This window comes from Mesorhizobium sp. M1423, from assembly GCF_040317575.1.
Lineage (GTDB): Bacteria > Pseudomonadota > Alphaproteobacteria > Rhizobiales > Rhizobiaceae > Mesorhizobium.
The window spans coordinates 70,810-87,665 of the sequence record NZ_JAMYKU010000019.1 but is presented as its reverse complement, the minus strand read 5'-3'; the positions used below and the strand labels follow the sequence as shown (position 1 = coordinate 87,665).

The following is a 16,856-nucleotide window of genomic DNA, read 5'->3' as shown; positions in this document are numbered from 1 at the left end:
TGCATGGGGATGGAGCTCATGATCAATTCCCCGCCTGTTGCTGCGGCAAAAGATAGCCTGTGGTCGAATGGTCGAGCACCAGATAACGCGCGGCGACGGCCTTGACCTCGTCGATGGTGACCTTGCGGACGCGGTCCGGCCTCTCGAGCACGTCCTTCACATTGCCACCGGTGGTGAGCGTCTTGCCATAAATGTTGGCGATGTGGTCCAGCTCGTCATGCGCAAAAATCACCGAGCGGATATAGCGGTCTTTGGCCTTGTCCAGCTCGTCGCTGGTGACGCCATCCTTGGCGATCCGGGCGACTTCGGCAACGGCCGCCGCTTCGAGATCGACGAGCTTTGCATCGCCGCGCGGCGAGCCGGAGATAGTGAAATTGGTGTCGTCTAGCATGGTGCCCTGGAAGGAGGCGCCGGCCGCCGAGGCTGTGCCTTGCTTGACGACAAGCTCCTGATATAGCCGGCTGCGGTTACCGCCGCCGAGGATCTCGGCCAGCAGGTCGAGCGCCTCGGCCTCGCCGGGCTCTGCCGTATGATAGGACGGCACCACCCATTGAGTGGAAAAGCTCGGCACCGAAACGCGCGCATCGGTCAGCGTCACTGTGCGCCTGGTGTTCTGCTCCGGCTCGACCGGGCGGTTGCGCGGGGGCAGGTCCGGCCCGCGCACAACCTTGCCATAGGTCTTCTCGGCCAGCGCCTTCACCGCCTCAGGCTCTACGTCGCCGGCCACCACCAGCACGGCGTTGTTCGGTCGGTAGTATTTGTTGTAGATGGTGAATGCGTCGGTGCCGTTCAGCTTCTCCATCTCCTGCATCCAGCCGATGACCGGAATGCGGTAGGGCTGGTTCTGCCGCAACGTCGCGTTGACCTCCTCGTCCAGCAGAGCATGGGGGTTCGTCTCTCTGCGCCAACGGCGCTCCTCCAGGATCACGTCGCGCTCGGTCTTGATATCATCGTCGTTGAGGATGAGGTTGAACATGCGATCGGCCTCGAAGCCCATCATCTCACCCAACGCCGAGGGCGCCACCGTCTCGAGGAAGGTGGTGTAGTCATAGGCGGTGAAGGCGTTATTGTAGCCGCCGATGGCTGAGACGGCTCGGTCGAACTCGCCGGCGGCGTGGTTGGTCGTCGCCTTGAACATCAGATGCTTGAGGAAATGGGCAAGGCCTGATTTGCCGGGTGGCTCGTCGGCGCTGCCGATCTTGTACCAGACCATATGAGTGACGATCGGCGCGCGGTGATCGGGGATGACGACCACTTCCATGCCGTTGTCGAGCAGGAAATCCGTCACCTTGCCGCCGGCGGTGGCGGCCAGAGCCGGAGCGGTCGTCACCAGGGCCAGCGCGGTGGCAATGAACGCCCTGCGCAGCCAGGGGGACGATCGATGGCTGCGGTTGTGGGGGCTGGTCGAAAGGCAAGGTTCAAGGCAAAGTGATTTGTTCCTCATTTTGATGAAGGCGCTGCGTCCCCGTCTCTCCCCGTGGGAGGATCGGCGGGCAGCGCCGAGGCAGATGAATAAGCTCTTCATGGTGCCAGGCCTTACTCGAGCCTCATCTTTGGATGGAGCCAGGAGACCTGCGGCGGTATTTCTTGGTGAGGTGATCATGGGACGGATTCTCCTTGGTCCGCGACGCCTTGCCGATGACCAAGCATGCACCGTGCCAGATCAGAAAACCGTTCGAGGCAGTGGACAAATCGGGCTCTGCCATGTTGCGCATCCGACATTGTCGGACATCGGACAGGGCCGAACGCGACGCGCGCGCGGCTGAGAATATCTTCTTCGTTCGGAAGACGATTGGGCGCGCTGCCGGGGAGGGTATAGGATGCGCTTCGAATGGCCGCTGCACTGACGGTGAGAATGGAGATGTTGGTCGCATCGATTAACCCCTCGACCCTCTTGAAACAACCCAATTCGAAACTCCTTCAAGCGCTTGCCAAGCCGTTATGCACGAAGGTAGCTCCGTGAACTACCCGGCCCTTTGACCTGGCGGCACGAGCAGCGGTCGGCCTTACGTCCCCTGCCTCCAAGCACCAGCCATAGACGTGGCGCTGAGGAGCGTTGGAAGGATCGGGCGCTTCCGGCCATGCTCGAGCGGTAGTGTAGGACACTGCTTGCTGGCGACTACGGCCAAAATGGAGTGCGCCAGCTGATCGGGACTTAACAATTTTTCGCTTTTTGCTGTGCCCAAGTCTCGGCTATGAGTCGGGGCAGGCCTAATGGCCTGCCCAGGTTGCAATTGTTAAGGAGGAAATACGTATATGCCTACTGGAACGGTAAAGTGGTTCAACAGCACCAAGGGGTTTGGATTTATCCAGCCCGACAATGGCGGTCCGGATGTTTTCGTCCACATTTCCGCTGTCGAACGCGCGGGCCTCTCGACCCTCGCTGACGGCCAGAAGATCAACTATGAGATCGAGCAGGATCGCCGCACCGGCAAGTCCTCCGCTGGCAGCCTCAGCAAAGCTGGTTGAAATTTTCTCCTGCGTCTTGGCAAGAGTGGGCGCGTAGGTCCGGAGGTCCTCACGGCCGCTCGATAGGAGCGAGCAAAAACTGAGGGCAGCAGATTGCTGCAGGCGTCGCGAATTCCTCATGAAACAAAGTTGTTTGAAAGGAAGGCGGGGTTGGCCCCGCCTTTTTATATGACGCGCAGATTAAGCCGATGGCTGCAACGCTCCAGAACGAATCTCGATTGCCGAAATCAAGCCGCGACCTTCTTGCGGGTTCGCTTCGTCGACGCCGGCTCCGGCGCTTCCGGCGCTTTCGGTTTGCGGCCGAGCCCCATCGTCTTGGCCAATGACGAGCGTGCGGCGGCGTAGTTCGGCGCGACCATGGGATAATCCGCCGGCAGGCCCCATTTGGCCCGATATCCATCCGGCGTCAGCCCATAGTGGGTCGACAGATGGCGCTTTAGCGATTTGAATTTCTTCCCGTCCTCAAGGGAGATGATGTAGTCCGGTGTGACCGACTTCCTGATCGGGACTGCAGGCGTAAGGGCAACCGGCTTTTCTGCAGAGACACCTCCGGCCGTCCCTTTCAGAGCCGCGTGCACTTGGCCGATGAGGGCAGGGAGATCCCCCACCGGGATCGGATTGTTGGAGACATAGGCTGAGACGACATCGGCCGTGAGCTCGATGAGGGTGTCGATGTTTTTTTCGGCTTCTTCTGTCATGAAACTCTCCAGGCGGCGTGAAACACAGTCGGCGAAGCGTCGCTTCATAGTGGCGGTCGCCGCTGAAAGCAACCAAGGTCTCGACAGGATTATTGCGATGCTCGTCCAGCAGCGAGATCTATAGCGCGGTATCGCGCCGTCATGACCGTTGATGCGTTCCGTTGTTGGCGACCTGCCGCGGTGCTTGCGCATTTTCAGGCGCGTCTCGGCCGTAAGCTTTGTGCCAAAACGACCAGTAATCTCGAAACGAAGCAGGCTGTTTCTGTTCGCCATCCTCTCTTTGGCTGTGAAATCGGTGGCAGAGCAGTGGCCGCTTCCTGGTGGCGCGTGGAGGAACTATCAAGCGTGGATTCGCAATGGTCGAAACGATGTAGATTCATCCGGTGAGCCGCTCTCGCAGCAGGATGTTAGGGATTGGACCGCTGGTAAACCGAGGACCTCACGCCGCTGCTTTGCTATTGAACCGCTATCGCTGTGACAACACATTCCGCAATGGTGGGCGGGTGTAGAGGAGGCGCCTTACGCAAACAAGCGGTTCAGCAGGTCGGGAGGAACGCATGAGCTCAGGGGACTTTCAGCAGCCCACTTTTCGTAAGGCGTGCAGCGCACATCGTGCAAGAGATTGCCAGTCCTGCGGATGCTATCGATTTTCTCAACGAATGGCCAGAAGATCGCAGAGACCGGATCTACCAAGCCGCCCTCAGGGCGTGCTTTGATGCATACAACGGACGAAAACCTGCGAGCGCAGCGCGCAAGACTGTTTTCCGCTTTGCGAAACAGGTCGTCATATTGGAAGATGCAACCTCCGCGATGCAATGGCTCGCTGCCTGCATGTCGGACAGTGGAAAAGCGCAAGTATAGGCGTCGTCAGTCGGTGTGAGGCTGGAGCGGGTACGCCGATGGGGTTATTGTATCGAGATTTCGCCGGCATCTCGAGCGTACTATAGCCTTGCGCGCTATGACGATGTATCATCTTGTTGTTATTGTAAATCAGCTTCTCGCGACAGGACTGCAACGCTTCCGGTGTGAAAATCACTGCGTGGGACTTGGTTCTCTCAAATTCATGACGGTAAATTGCCCTGTAATTATCGCAAAGCAGTTGTCCCATGAAGCTGATAAACGAGGCCAAAATTGTGCTCCGTCGTCTGCCAATATTCGCTCGATCGAGGCTATAGGCCTCACAAGCCAATCAAAACAGCTACTTGGGCGCCCTTTGAAATTCGTTAATTTCGCTCAGCCCAAACGGCCCTCCACGTCGAAAGTAAGATTGTCCCGCAAAGCGTGCTACAAGACGCGATCCCGGATCGATTTGGGCCAACGTCGATCTGGCGAAGGCACGCCGGAAATCGAGCCGGACCTGCAGCGGAACAGATAACCCGAACCGAAATCTGAGACAGCGGCGGACCCGATTTCTTCATGGTAGAAGGCGCAGAGAGAACCGGAGCACGGCTCCGGCGCCGCCGCTTGCCGAGCAGCGATCCTCCGGCTCCCTGAAATCCAATCGAGAAGAGCGTTCAATTCCGGGACGGTCCAAGCTCTGCCGCGAAAACAGGTGTCAGACCCCCGGTCCTCTCCCGCAACTGATCTAGCGCAGGGCGTTCATGAGCCGCATATCCCAGAGTGGCTGCGTGCACGACGCAGCGAGATCATTTATGAAAATCCTATTCAGTACGATGGCTGTCCCCTTGCTGACGGCCACCGCCTTTGCTGCGGATTCGATCCCCGCAGACCTCAGAGAAACGGCAATGGCCACTTTCAAGGCTTTGCCACCCACCACGCCGGCAGTCGCCAACAACCCGATCACCCCGGAAAAGATCGCTCTCGGCAAGGCACTGTTCTTCGATCCACGCGTCTCTGCGTCAGGCGTCTTGTCGTGCAACTCGTGCCACAACCTGGCCACCGGCGGCGACGACAATCACGAAACCTCGATCGGCCATGGTTGGCAGAAGGGACAGCGCAACGCGCCGACTGTACTGAACGCTGTCTTCAACATCGCCCAGTTCTGGGATGGTCGTGCCGAAGACCTGAAGGCTCAGGCGAAGGGACCGGTCCAAGCCGGGATCGAAATGGCCAATACACCGGGCCAAGTCATCACCACGCTCAAGTCCATGCCGCAATATGTCGAGTGGTTCGATGCAGCTTTTCCGGCTGAAGCCGATCGGGTCACCTTCGACAACCTCGCCAAGGCAATCGAAGCCTTCGAGGCGACACTGGTCACGCCGGCCCCCTTCGACAGTTTCCTGAATGGCGATGACGCCGCCATGACTTCCGAACAGAAACAGGGCCTGGCGCTTTTCATGGACAAAGGCTGCTCGTCCTGCCATGGCGGTATCAACGTTGGTGGGCAAGCCTATTACCCATTCGGCCTCGTGGAACAGCCCAGCGCCGAGGTCCTGCCGGAAAAAGACAAGGGCCGATTTGCGGTCACCAATGCAGCCGACGATTCCTATGTTTTCCGCGTGGCGCCGCTGCGCAACGTTGCACTCACCGCGCCATACTTTCATTCGGGCAAGGTTTGGGATCTGAAACAGGCCGTTGCCATCATGGGAACCACCCAGCTTGGCGTGGTACTGGCGGACGAAGAAGTCGACCTGCTTGTTGCCTTCCTCAACTCGCTGACCGGAAAGGCACCCGAGGTCGCCTATCCCATCTTACCCGCCGAAACGGCGACAACACCCCGGCCTATAACGCAGATCTTAGGAAAATAAACGGCCAGCTGACTGCGGAACATCGCAATTGACAATGAGTGCGACTTTTACTGGACGAGACGAGTCGCGACGTCCATGAGAACGCAAATGGCTCGTTTCCAAAGTGCAGGCACTGCTTCCGTCACCAGCTCGTTGCGATGGAATCATGTTTGGGATCTGGCGTGCGACATGCCAAGGAAGGCGTCTGACGCATGAGGCTCGCGCGCTGTCGATACCGCGCGGCGGCCGGTCATCGCGCTGGCGGCCGAATTGCCGCGCGCCGAAGTGATCGGCACCCTTAGGGCGAAGGGGCAGCCACTCCGTCCTCCATGTCCAGCGATTCTTCGACTGCTTCCGGATTCCGGGCGATGGTCCAAAGGAGAGTATTCGCCGCTGCATCCGGTTTCGAGCGACCTTGCTCCCAGTTTCGAAGCGTTGCCAGATCGAGGCCATACCTCACGGAGAATGCCTCCTGAGAGAGCTTCGTGCGATCCCGGACTTCGCGAACACTTATCGGCCGCGGCGCATGAACCTTCGCGATCACGCCTGCGGACGACAGTTCATTCTTCAGTGCCAATAGATCGTCGACGCAAGGAACCGTCACGAACGCCTTGCCGTGATCGACCATCTCCGTGAGTATCGCGTGGGCCGTCCTGAGCGGCAGCTGTCTCTTAACGAGAATCCGGGCGGCCTCAGGAGTATTCGCGCCGTGAAGAAAACTGAGGCTCAGTCGGACGGGAGAGCCTGACGACACCGGGACGACGTCCCGGGTTCGCACCCGTTGTCCGTACCGCTCCATGAATTTCGATTTAGTCGACATTAAGCTTCTCCGCGATCACTCGACCGAGCTTGCGCAATTTGGACCATCCCCACTGGAGGCATCGCGATAAAAGTACGCCAAACAACGCTAAGGGAGAACAAGCAGTGATCTGATTTCGTTCGACGCTCGTTTTCGAGAGCCGTTCTGGGTCGTTCGCGATCAACTGTGTAGGCCAGCGGAGCGAGCAAGGAGCGCCAGATCCGGACAGGGCTGAGTGGGGTGTTTCTCCGAAAGGTGGACCATGCCCTAAGGGACACGAGATGTAGTGGACTCGTCGATCCGCGCGATTTCGATTCGCGCACCCGGGCACAACGCTTGGATAAGTTCCATCAAATGCTCTCCGGTGCCCGTCATCTGTATAGCTGACATTGGGCCGAGGGCTTCCAGCACGAGCCACATGGCGCGGGTATCGACCGTGACCCATGGTGCGCCGCCCCTGCCGCCAGTTCCAGCGGCGGCACGTGACACCGGAATCATCGCACCAGATGACTTCGCCCGGTTCGGGATGCTCGGTTACCATTTCACCTTGCTCGATCGTGTCGAATGGCTCCGCTCCCTTCGCAATTAAAAGTCTCGGGACCCCTGGTAGAGATCGAGATCTTCCCCGCCAATCGGAACGCCATACAACACGCTGACGGCATTGTAGGCATCAATCAGTGGGGAAATCCGCGGGAGAGAGCCATCTTTCCGCACCCGCTTGAGAAGCGCGGCGGCCGAGCACGGCGTTCGATTGGCCTTTGTGCCGAAAGCCTCATAGGCAACGGCCCACGCCGCAAGACGCGCGTCCCTTTGGGCGTCATCGCGAAGCGCCGCCTGTTCCGCCGCCGCAATCGTGTCGTTCAACGCCTGTGCATCCGGCACGTCGATTCCAGCGTTCCGCACCACAATGCTGATCAGATGAAAATCCCGGTAGCGGGCCTTGATCTCGGGGCAATCAATGGCGTGAAAGACATGGGATGCTCTTTTCTCATGGGGAGGCTTTGCGCTGCGGGTGGTTCGGGAAATGTTTCAAGAAAGGTGCTTGTCGAGCGTCCAGATCTTCTGGCGTCGCCATGGTGCATGCCGCACCATGCGCTGGATAATTCCATCATTCGGCGGTGGACAAGTGATAGAGATCGTCGATTATGTCTTGCGGGTGCTCGAGCCCACCTCGGCCGGCAACAAGCTACGCCTCCTCCAGATCCTCCATTTCATAGGAGGCAGCGGGCGCGATATGGATGTGAAGCAGCTTTCCTTGCCGGGTCATGCATCGCTTTCGGAAATTCGTCTCGCACGAAAATCTACCGCCAAACTGGCCTGATCAACAGCATGGTATGGCGTTTTCCCAGTCCAGTTGGCTTTGCAACGAAATGCGGTTCAACCCAAGGGGTCGGTATCCTCGCCAGCACGCCACGTCCCCGCCGTTTTAGCCACCGTGTCCCGGCAACGCGTCTTGCACCTGCTTGACAACCGCTCGCAGGACCTCAACGCCCTTCTCGATCTGCCGAATGCTCAAAGCGGCATAGCCCATGACAAGCCCCACGCGATCGATGTGGCCTTCGTCCGACTGCCGCTCGTAAAGGGGCGAGATCAGGTGTAGCCCCAAACCCGCACGTCGGGCGGCTTCGACCAGTGCCGTTTCCTGCGATCGTGGCAGGTCGTTGAACCAGACGGCGACGTGCAGTCCGGCCTCTGCTCCCTTGACAGCGATGCGATCGCCGAAGCTGTGCCGCAAGGCGCCCAACAACGTCTCCCGACGCTCGCCGTTCAGCCTGCGCACGCGCCGCACATGGCTTTCGTAGCCGCCACTTTCGATCAAACAAGCCAGAGCCTCCTGTTCAGCCACCGGCGAATGCCGGTCCGCGAATTGTTTGGCGGTTGCGAAGACCTCCTGCAATTCCGTCGGGACGACGAGGTAGCCGATACGCAGCATCGGCGAGAGCGTTTTGGAGATCGTGCCGAGGTAGATGACAGCCCCGTGGTCCTCAAGACTGTGCAGCGGAGGGACCGGATTGATGTCGTAGCGATATTCGCTGTCGTAGTCGTCCTCGATCACATAGGCGTTGTTGTGCCGCGCCCATTCCAGAAGCTGATGGCGGCGCGCGATCGGCATGACGCCGCCCAGCGGAAACTGATGCGATGGCGTGACATAGGCCAGTCGTGCCCCGATCCCCGCCAGCAACTCCGTCTTCATCCCGTCCTCGTCGACGGTGACGGGGACGGGCGAGGCACCGTACTGGCAAAGACCTGACGCGCCATCCTATAGCACGGGTCCTCGATGACGAAGCGGTCGGCGGGATCGAGAAGCAGGCGAGCGCATAGATCTAGGCCCTGCTGCGAACCGTTGACGATGATGATCTGCTCGAGGTCGCAACTCAGAGTTCGGGCGCGCCAGAGATAGCCCTGGAGCGCCTGGCGCAGCCCACGCCAGCCGCGAGGATCGTCATAGGCAAGACGCAACGGGCGCTGCCCCATCGCCTCGTTCATCGCACGTTTCCAGACCAATGCGGGGAAGTCTGACGGCGCCAGGTCGCCATAGCGGAAATCGACCTTCAGTCCAGTCGGCAGATAATCCGGCCAGGGCGGCGTAACGCGCAGTCGTTCGCCATAGGCGGACAGATGAACCGGGCCGACTCGTTTCGCGACAGTGCGGCTCGTCTCAGGACCGATCAGCGAGGATGCAACGCGAGGTCGTGCGCCTTGACGGACTTCGATGAAACCTTCCGCGGTCAGTTGGTCATAGGCGACCGTCACCGTCGTTCGCGAAACCCCAAGGCCATTTGCCAGGCCGCGGGAGGACGGCAGCTGACTACCGGTTTCATAGACGCCGCCGAGGATTTGCTCGCGAAGAGCCTCGTAGATCTGGCGTGCACCCATCGCGTGCGAGCGACCTGCAGAGCCGGCACTTGAAGACTGGACCATTTCATTCATTGCTAACTGGATATTTCACATTGGCCAGTTTGCCGTCAATCTTTCGGAAACCCAAGAAAGATCTAGAGGCCGAATGACCCGTTGCTATCAATCGGAAACCGATGCTCTCACGCGGTCGCTCCACGACACCGGTCCCGGATTCGCCACTCGGGCGATCCATCATGGCTACGATCCCGCCGGCTTTTCCAATGCCGTTCAGCCGCCAGTCTTCTTGACCTCGACCTATGGATTCGAAAGCGTGGCAGCGAACGAGGCCGCCGCCGCCCTTGGCGGAAGGCTCTATGCGCGCGAATACAATCCCACGACGGAGATCCTCGAGCAACGGCTCGCCAATCTGGAAGGAGCCGAGGCAGGTTTGGTCGTTGCCTCGGGGATGGCGGCTTTCGGCACACTGATCTTGTCGCTCCTGTCCCAAGGCGATGAACTCATCGTCCACAAGACACTTTATGCGAACACGCTTGCCATGGTCGAACAGGCGGTCCCCCGCTTCGGCATCAAGGTCGTCGCGGTCGACCTGTCCGATCCCCAAAATCTCGATGCCGCGATCACCGAGCGGACCCGGCTTGTTTTCTTCGAGACGCCGGTGAATCCGCTGAGCCGCATCCTCGACATCGCTGCCATTGCCGAGCGCGCCCACGCGCGCGGTGTAAAGGTTGCAGTCGACAGCACCTTCGCTTCCCCCGCGCTCCAGCGGCCGCTCGAACATGGGGCAGACCTCGTGCTCCACTCGCTGACCAAGTACATCAATGGGCACGGCGATGCCCTTGGGGGCGCGCTTCTGGGCGACGCGCCAACGCTCCGCACGCTGCACGAAACGGGCCTGCGCTACATCACCGGCGCAGCGCTCTCGCCCATGTCAGCCTTCCTGATCCTGCGCGGTCTGAAGACGCTCACGCTGCGCATGGAACGCCACAGCGCCACGGCCCTTGCGGTGGCTCAGGCGCTCGAGGCGCACCCGGCGGTGGCATGGGTGAGTTATCCCTTCCTCGACTCGCACCCTGATCAGGTGACGGCGCGAAAGCAGATGTCCCAAGGATCGGGCATGTTGGCCTTTGGCCTCCACGCTGGGTTCGAGGGCGCGCGGCGGATGATGGACCGGCTCAACCTGATCACCCGGGCTGTCAGCCTCGGCGATGCCGACAGCCTCATCTATCATCCGGCAAGCCTGACCCGTGCTCGTCAGCCGATCCGCAAGGATGCGCATCTGGCCGATGGAGTCGGCGAGGACCTCATGCGTCTCTCGGTGGGTCTTGAAGACGCCGATGACCTAATCGCCGACCTGCGGCGGGCTCTGGACGCCCTGTGATGACCTGTGGTCCGGCCAGTCCTGCGCTCGCGTACAAACCCGGAGCCTTGCCATGGCATTCCTGAGCGGCCTTTCCGCGTTTCCCATCACGCCGACCGATCGGGACGGCCGCGTCGATACCGTTGCTCTGCGCAAGCTGATTGCCAGGCTTTGCGCCGCTCAGGTCGATTCCATCGGTCTTCTCGGCAGCACCGGCACATACATGTATCTGACGCGCGAGGAACGGCGACGGGCGCTCGCCGAGACCTTGGACGAAACCGGGGGACAAATGCCGGTCGTGGTGGGTGTGGGCGCGCTGCGCACCGACGAAGCAGTGAGGCTCGCGCAGGACGGTAAGGCCCTTGGGGCTGCCGCGGGGTTGCTTGCCGCCGCCTCTTACACCCCGCTCACTGATGACGAGGTGTTCGAACATTTCTCCACGGTGGCGCGCGAAAGTGGCCTTCCGATCGTCATCTACGACAATCCAGGAACGACGCATTTCCGTTTCACCCCAGCACTCGTCAGCCGCCTGGCAAAGGTGCGGGGGATCGTCGCTATCAAGAATCCGACAGAAAAGGGCGATGCGATCAAGAGCCATCTGGCCGACCAGAGGCGCACTGTGCCGGAAGGGTTCTCGATCGGCTACAGCGGCGACTGGAACGCTGCAGAGGCCATGATCGCTGGCGCTGACACATGGTACAGCGTCCTCGCGGGCATCCTGCCCGAGGTCTGCACAAAGATCGTCACAGCGGCGCAGCAGGGCGATGCGGCCGAAGCGCGACGGATCGATGCCGCGCTTGCGCCGCTCTGGAGCCTCTTCAAGGAGTTCTCGAGCCTTCGCGTCGTCTATGCACTTGCCGAATTGCTCGACATTTGCCGTGCCGACCCCCCGCGTCCCATCCTGCCTCTGCCCTCAGCAGCGAAGCGCCAGATCGCCGCCGCGTTGGAACGCTTGCCATCGGATGTCAACCGGTGAACAGCGAACCCGGCGGCCAGTGAAGGAACCTGTCATGTATGTACCCGCGCATTTCGATGAACCGAGCCGAGAAGTCCTTTACGAACTGATCGAGAACAGCGCACTTGGCATGCTGATAACCCATGGCCGGAGCGGTCTCGACGCCAATCACATCCCCTTCGAACTCGACACGTCACAGGGAGAAAACGGTTCCCTTTATTCCTGCGCGATTAGTACACGTGCCGAAGGAAAGTGCACTTTCTCGCTCGAGTGACTTATTTCAAAGGATGTGATCGCGTTTTGGCACATTCACGGCCCACATGCGGCAGCCGCTAACTCACCACATGGTGAGCAACCAGGAAACCTTCCGGCCTACACTTTCTCCCGGAGCGCGCGTGCTGCAGCAACCATGTTCATGAGGGCAGGGCGGACCTCCTCCCACTTGCGGGTTTTGAGGCCACAGTCCGGGTTTACCCACAGTTGGGCATCGGACAGTCGCTCGCGGGCAAGCATGACGAGATCCGAAATCTCGCCGACTTCCGGGACCCGTGGTGAGTGAATGTCGTAGACTCCGGGCCCGATTTCATTCGGATATTTGGAGCTCGTGAAGGCGTCCAGCAGTTCCATTTTCGAGCGCGACGTCTCAATCGAAATGACATCCGCATCCATTTCAGCGATCGCGTCGATGATCTCGTTGAACTCCGAATAGCACATGTGGGTATGGATTTGAGTCGCGTCCTTTACACCCGTTGAAGCGATCCGGAAGCATTCGACAGCCCAGTCGAGATAGTCGTTCCAATCAGACTGGCGCAGTGGCAATCCTTCGCGAAACGCGGCCTCATCGATCTGGATCATCCTTGCGCCGGACCATTCGAGATCCGTCACTTCGTCGCGGATGGCGAGCGCGATCTGGCGGCATGCTTCGGAGCGGGGTACGTCGTCGCGAACAAATGACCAGTTGAGAATGGTCACTGGGCCTGTGAGCATTCCCTTCACAGGGTTTTCCGTAAGCGACTGGGCGAACTGCCACCAGCGCAGCGTCATCGGATTGGGCCTCGATACGTCGCCGAAGATGATGGGGGGGCGCACGTAACGCGACCCATAGCTCTGCACCCAGGCATGCTGGGTGAAGGCGAAGCCGGACAGCTGCTCGCCGAAATGCTGTACCATGTCGTTTCGTTCGAACTCACCGTGCACCAGCACGTCCAGCCCGATCTCTTCCTGCCAGCGAATTGCAGCCTCGATCTCCTTCTTCAGGAAGGTCTCGTAGTCGACATAGCTCAGCTGGTCCTTCGCATGAGCGGCCCGCGCCCTGCGTACCTGCGGCGTCTGCGGGAAGGACCCGATGGTCGTCGTCGGGAACGGCGGCAGCCCGAGCGTGCCGGCCTGGACTCTGGAGCGCTCGGCAAAAGCGCTCTCTCGTCGCTTCATGCTGTCGTCAATGCTGGCGATCCGCCCCTCAACCAGCGGGTCATGGATCTTCGTGGATGTCACGCGAGTGGCGGCAGCCTCGGCAGACGCTTTCAACGCGCCTGCCACCGCATCCCTGCCTTGGGACAGGGCCCGGGCAAGCAACACCAACTCGTCGGTCTTCTGGGCCGCGAAGGCGAGCCACGACCTGATGTCCGCGTCGAGTTCCGTCTCCATGCGGAGGTCGATCGGCACATGCAGCATCGAGCAAGAAGGCGCGATCTCGACGCGGTCCAAGGGCCAGCCGGCGACGATCGGTTTGATGCGGTCGAGAATGGCGGGCAGGTTCGCACGCCAGACGTTGCGGCCATCGATCAAGCCAAGCGAGAGCACCAGATCCTTCGGTGCGAGCCGACCCACCGTTTCCAGCTGCTCGGGAGCGCGCACGAGATCAATATGCAGCCCGGCCAGGGGCAGAGAAACCGCGGTTTCGAGATTGTCTCCCAGCGGCCCGAAATAGGTAGCCAGCATGATCTTCAGCTCGGGCGCGGCTTTTGACAGCTGGCCATAGGCGAATTCGAACGCAGCTCGTTCATTCGGGTTCAGATCGAGGACAAGCGCTGGCTCATCGATCTGCACCCAGTCGGCTCCAGACAGCTTCAGCCTCTGCAGGAGTTGCTCGTAGACGGGCAGCAGCCGCGGCAGGAGCGCGATGGGATCGAATCCTTCGGCAGGCGATTTCGCCAGCTTGAGGAAGGTGATCGGTCCAAGGATGACTGGGCGTGTGTGAACGCCGAGAGCTTTAGCCTCGATGAAGTAATCGACCGGTTTCGTCGACGAGAGGGCGAACGTCTGATCATCGTTGAGTTCCGGCACAATGTAGTGATAGTTGGTGTCAAACCACTTGGTCATTTCCATCGCGGTTACATCAGACCGATGAGCCGCCTGCTGGTGACCAGCGTGTCGACAATCCTCCGTCTGACCCTGGTTGCCCCGCGCCATTGCGAAGTAGATGTCAAGTGGAACCTCGCCGCTATTCCAGCCGTAACGGGATGGAACGGCGCCGACCATGGCTGCGGTGTCGAGCACATGGTCGTAGAGCGAGAAGTCGTTCGACGGGATTTTCGACACGCCGCGATCGTGCTGCTCCTCCCAGCTAGCGGCACGGAGCGCCTTCGCGGTCGTGAGAAGGTCGGCAGCGGACGATTTTCCGGACCAGTAGCTTTCAAGCGCGAATTTCAGTTCTCGCCGACGACCGAAGCGGGGCACGCCGAGCGTTGCTACAGGAATTTGCTGAGAGACACTCATGCCAGACCCCGATGGTTGGGGCGTCGGTGACAAGGAAGGCGCTAGCAGGCCGGCACGAACGCCAGGCTGCAGCGGCCACCGAGACACCCCGCCCGTGGACGTAATTCGCCGTGGCAGGTCTCCTGGCTCGCGGGGTCATAGCCTCTACCCGTCTTCCCAAGGCTATTCGCCTCAGTGACATGAGTGGGGTTGGCTCGCCGCTAACAGTTGCGGGGGCAGCGCCGGCATCGCACCGGCTTCCCTCTTAGCTCCGCTGCGGCAGCGCCGTACGGAGAACCACGACGCGGGAGACAATTACAGCAGTTCGCTTCTTTGTCAACGCCGCATAAAGAAATGTTTATGTCGTTATGTTAAATTTCCGTTGGCATGTTCCAAAGGTCGCCTCGAAAGCGAAAACTGTGGAAGCCTTGAGCGGCCGGTAAATCAAAGCAATGACGCACGGCGCCCTTGTCCAGGAGGATAGGAGTTCGTCGGCTGCCGGCAGCAAACATACCGGCAAGCGCCGTGGTGCTGCTTAGCGCATCATGCGAACCACCTCGGCGTCGAACTTCGGCTCCGAGGTTCCGACCGCTTCGTTGGTGATCTGCTCGCGACCATATTCGGCTCAATGGCGAGGCTGTTGCCCATGTGGAAGCTGTTGGCCGTGATGCCCTCGGTGATATGACACAACGATTTCGGGGGGAGCACACCGAGGCCAGGCGCAGCGGCGTGTTGCGAAGTGATCGAGGCCAATGTCTCGAACTGCTTGTTCGCAGCCCACCGGCTCAAGGTAACCCGGCTCAAACCACCGGGCCAGCTCAAGTCCTGTCCAAATGAGGCCTGAGCGGCAAATCGTCGTGCACGCGCACGGTTTGGCGTTCGATCTTGTGATGCGTCTTGGGCGGACAATCGCCACGGTGCAGCGCGCAGAAGCGGTCCCCAATTGGGAAACCGAGGGCGGTGAGGGCAAGCCAGCGCCACAGGCGGAAGGGGACTTGGACCTGTTTGCCCTGCTGGACCACAAGTTCGCGACACAGGGCCTCAAGGAGAAGACCAAGAGTGATTATGCGCGGGACCTCGCCAAATTCATCAAAAGCAGCGGGCAGTCAAAGTTCGGCGCCGATTGACATGGAGATAGCCATCGCGGCGGACCGCCCAGGCGGACCGCAAGCCGGAATACAACCGGGTGCAGGCGGCCAACCTCGTCCACAAGATGGCGTCGGGCACACACCGGCGATGGGAGAGCGGACCGTGGAGTGCAGGAACTTCACGCCTATCCACGCTCCCGTGGACGTGTCCTGCGGCACATCGGCAGCGATATTGAGGAGGCAGTTGAGCTTCTGGTCGAGCACTCTTACCTGCCACTACCTACGCTTAACGTCATCTCGTACTGAAAACGCACCACGCAAGGTCGAGATGTAACATGCGCCCTTCGTGGATGGTTCTAAGCTTCCTCGGGCGCGGTCAATCTGTGATAACGGTCGCTTGGAACCTCCATCACCGCGACGCGATCAAGGTTGGCGTATCGCGCTCGGTAGTAACCTTCTTCCTCCACTTCGGCGAAACTACACTGGGGAACGTCAAAGGTCGCAGCTTCCAATCCGAAGAAAGTCGTAGCGGTTTCCTCATCCAAGAAGTTCCACTCATCTTCTCCGTCGTCATATGTGACGCGAACATAGGAGGCCATGCGCACGGCTTCCTGATCACCCATCTCTGCGATGATGGCATCGCATTCTTTCTTCAGCTTTCCTGAAACCTCACCCTTATCCCAGTCATCCAAAGCCCGATAGATTTCTGGATGATAATACTCTGGCATCTCCTCTACATCGTCACCGATAAGCTCAATGGTGCGGACATATTGCGGATTTATCAAGAGTATTTTGTTGTCAAGGCTCCAACAATACAGCCATGGCCTGCTTGTGTTATTTCTACGCAGATTATGAAGTTCCTTCAACTGACGTAAAATCGATTCACGCGCCTTTTCATCGATAGGATATTGGCGGCTGCCAAGAGTCGTCTTGATTCTGAGCGTGCCGTATCGCGTTTCGGCATCGGCAATTGCAAACGGGCTCGTGCGCCACTCCTCGACATCAATCTTCCAGCCCAGCAGCTCCTCGACCGTGCATTTCAACGTGAGACAAAGGTCCTTGATCTGCTCGACGTTCAACTGCGTTTTGCCTGTTTCCCAACGGGCCACAGTCTGTTGCGTCGTTGCCATCTGCTCTGCCAAATCTTTTTGAGTCATGCCCAGTCGAACCCTAAGCTCTTTCATGTTCATAACTCACCTCGCGTGTTCAACACACGCATTGTGGATGAATTAATCTAACACGTCAAG

14 protein-coding genes, 1 pseudogene and 1 riboswitch are annotated in these 16,856 nt (G+C 59.7%); of the genes and pseudogenes, 8 read left to right on the top strand and 7 right to left on the bottom strand.

The features are described 5' to 3' along the window. Nucleotides 1–22: 22 nt before the first annotated feature. Nucleotides 23–1,444 carry a M16 family metallopeptidase gene (locus NKG95_RS22740; RefSeq protein ID WP_353042605.1) on the bottom strand — a complete coding sequence of 474 codons (1,422 nt, stop codon included), beginning with the start codon at nt 1,442–1,444 and terminating at the stop codon, nt 23–25. A gap of 812 nt (nt 1,445–2,256) precedes the next feature. Between NKG95_RS22740 and NKG95_RS22735 the strand changes: the two genes are divergently transcribed. Then, entirely contained in the window at nt 2,257–2,469 is a 213-nt protein-coding gene (locus tag NKG95_RS22735; RefSeq protein ID WP_023679670.1) for a cold-shock protein, read from the top strand. 227 nt (nt 2,470–2,696) lie between these two features. On the opposite strand, the gene NKG95_RS22730 is transcribed toward NKG95_RS22735, so the two are convergent. Continuing rightward, nucleotides 2,697–3,167 carry a Ros/MucR family transcriptional regulator gene (locus NKG95_RS22730; RefSeq protein WP_352835687.1) on the bottom strand — a complete coding sequence of 157 codons (471 nt, stop codon included), beginning with the start codon at nt 3,165–3,167 and terminating at the stop codon, nt 2,697–2,699. A gap of 612 nt (nt 3,168–3,779) precedes the next feature. Here NKG95_RS22730 and NKG95_RS22725 point away from each other — a divergent pair. Next, nucleotides 3,780–4,028 (top strand): DUF982 domain-containing protein, encoded by a 249-nt coding sequence (locus NKG95_RS22725; RefSeq protein WP_353042604.1) that lies wholly within the window; start codon nt 3,780–3,782, stop codon nt 4,026–4,028. 791 nt (nt 4,029–4,819) lie between these two features. Further along, the gene (locus NKG95_RS22720) at nt 4,820–5,875 is read left to right on the top strand and encodes a cytochrome-c peroxidase (RefSeq protein ID WP_023679673.1); all 1,056 of its coding nucleotides are present in this window, start codon (nt 4,820–4,822) and stop codon (nt 5,873–5,875) included. Between the two features lie 277 nt (nt 5,876–6,152). On the opposite strand, the gene NKG95_RS22715 is transcribed toward NKG95_RS22720, so the two are convergent. Further along, on the bottom strand, nt 6,153–6,674 hold the full coding sequence (locus tag NKG95_RS22715; RefSeq protein ID WP_352468280.1) for a helix-turn-helix domain-containing protein: 522 nt from the start codon (nt 6,672–6,674) through the stop codon (nt 6,153–6,155). Between the two features lie 564 nt (nt 6,675–7,238). Then, nucleotides 7,239–7,517, bottom strand: coding sequence for a phenylalanine--tRNA ligase beta subunit-related protein (locus NKG95_RS22710; protein ID WP_352748649.1), 279 nt, complete (start codon nt 7,515–7,517; stop codon nt 7,239–7,241). Nucleotides 7,518–7,695: 178 nt separating this feature from the next. Between NKG95_RS22710 and NKG95_RS34345 the strand changes: the two genes are divergently transcribed. Then, on the top strand, nt 7,696–7,974 hold the full coding sequence (locus NKG95_RS34345; RefSeq protein WP_502913980.1) for a hypothetical protein: 279 nt from the start codon (nt 7,696–7,698) through the stop codon (nt 7,972–7,974). A 105-nt stretch (nt 7,975–8,079) separates the two neighbouring features. On the opposite strand, the pseudogene pdxR reads toward NKG95_RS34345, so the two are convergent. Beyond that, nucleotides 8,080–9,575: pseudogene (gene pdxR / locus NKG95_RS22700) on the bottom strand (MocR-like pyridoxine biosynthesis transcription factor PdxR). 82 nt (nt 9,576–9,657) lie between these two features. Here pdxR and NKG95_RS22695 point away from each other — a divergent pair. Genes NKG95_RS22695 through NKG95_RS22685 form a run of 3 tightly spaced genes read left to right on the top strand, consistent with a single transcriptional unit; the run spans nt 9,658 to nt 12,098 of the window. Beyond that, nucleotides 9,658–10,890, top strand: coding sequence for a trans-sulfuration enzyme family protein (locus NKG95_RS22695; protein WP_353042603.1), 1,233 nt, complete (start codon nt 9,658–9,660; stop codon nt 10,888–10,890). A 52-nt stretch (nt 10,891–10,942) separates the two neighbouring features. Further along, on the top strand, nt 10,943–11,845 hold the full coding sequence (locus tag NKG95_RS22690) for a dihydrodipicolinate synthase family protein (protein WP_353042602.1): 903 nt from the start codon (nt 10,943–10,945) through the stop codon (nt 11,843–11,845). A gap of 34 nt (nt 11,846–11,879) precedes the next feature. After that, complete coding sequence (locus NKG95_RS22685) at nt 11,880–12,098, top strand: FMN-binding negative transcriptional regulator (RefSeq protein ID WP_352452617.1); 219 nt, start codon at nt 11,880–11,882, stop codon at nt 12,096–12,098. 98 nt (nt 12,099–12,196) lie between these two features. Here the strand turns inward: NKG95_RS22685 and metE are convergent, their stop codons facing one another. Beyond that, entirely contained in the window at nt 12,197–14,542 is a 2,346-nt protein-coding gene (metE, locus tag NKG95_RS22680; RefSeq protein ID WP_353042601.1) for a 5-methyltetrahydropteroyltriglutamate--homocysteine S-methyltransferase, read from the bottom strand. 95 nt (nt 14,543–14,637) lie between these two features. Further along, nucleotides 14,638–14,838, bottom strand: a riboswitch (cobalamin riboswitch). 555 nt (nt 14,839–15,393) lie between these two features. Here metE and NKG95_RS22675 point away from each other — a divergent pair. Then, nucleotides 15,394–15,648, top strand: coding sequence for a hypothetical protein (locus tag NKG95_RS22675; protein WP_352577982.1), 255 nt, complete (start codon nt 15,394–15,396; stop codon nt 15,646–15,648). 317 nt (nt 15,649–15,965) lie between these two features. Here NKG95_RS22675 and NKG95_RS22670 read toward each other — a convergent pair whose 3' ends face one another. Next, a complete protein-coding gene (locus NKG95_RS22670) occupies nt 15,966–16,799 on the bottom strand; it encodes a helix-turn-helix transcriptional regulator (protein WP_352458260.1) in 834 nt (277 codons plus the stop codon). Between the last annotated feature and the right edge of the window lie 57 nt (nt 16,800–16,856).

Bases quoted from the DNA above. Each gene is read 5' to 3' on its own strand.
- metE (WP_353042601.1), bottom strand. From the start codon at position 14,542: ATGAGTGTCTCTCAGCAAATTCCTGTAGCAACGCTCGGCGTGCCCCGC.
- NKG95_RS22730 (WP_352835687.1), bottom strand. From the start codon at position 3,167: ATGACAGAAGAAGCCGAAAAAAACATCGACACCCTCATCGAGCTCACG.
- NKG95_RS22735 (WP_023679670.1), top strand. From the start codon at position 2,257: ATGCCTACTGGAACGGTAAAGTGGTTCAACAGCACCAAGGGGTTTGGA.
- NKG95_RS22720 (WP_023679673.1), top strand. From the start codon at position 4,820: ATGAAAATCCTATTCAGTACGATGGCTGTCCCCTTGCTGACGGCCACC.
- NKG95_RS22740 (WP_353042605.1), bottom strand. From the start codon at position 1,444: ATGAGGAACAAATCACTTTGCCTTGAACCTTGCCTTTCGACCAGCCCC.
- NKG95_RS22715 (WP_352468280.1), bottom strand. From the start codon at position 6,674: ATGTCGACTAAATCGAAATTCATGGAGCGGTACGGACAACGGGTGCGA.
- NKG95_RS22690 (WP_353042602.1), top strand. From the start codon at position 10,943: ATGGCATTCCTGAGCGGCCTTTCCGCGTTTCCCATCACGCCGACCGAT.
- NKG95_RS22685 (WP_352452617.1), top strand. From the start codon at position 11,880: ATGTATGTACCCGCGCATTTCGATGAACCGAGCCGAGAAGTCCTTTAC.
- NKG95_RS22695 (WP_353042603.1), top strand. From the start codon at position 9,658: ATGACCCGTTGCTATCAATCGGAAACCGATGCTCTCACGCGGTCGCTC.
- NKG95_RS22670 (WP_352458260.1), bottom strand. From the start codon at position 16,799: ATGAACATGAAAGAGCTTAGGGTTCGACTGGGCATGACTCAAAAAGAT.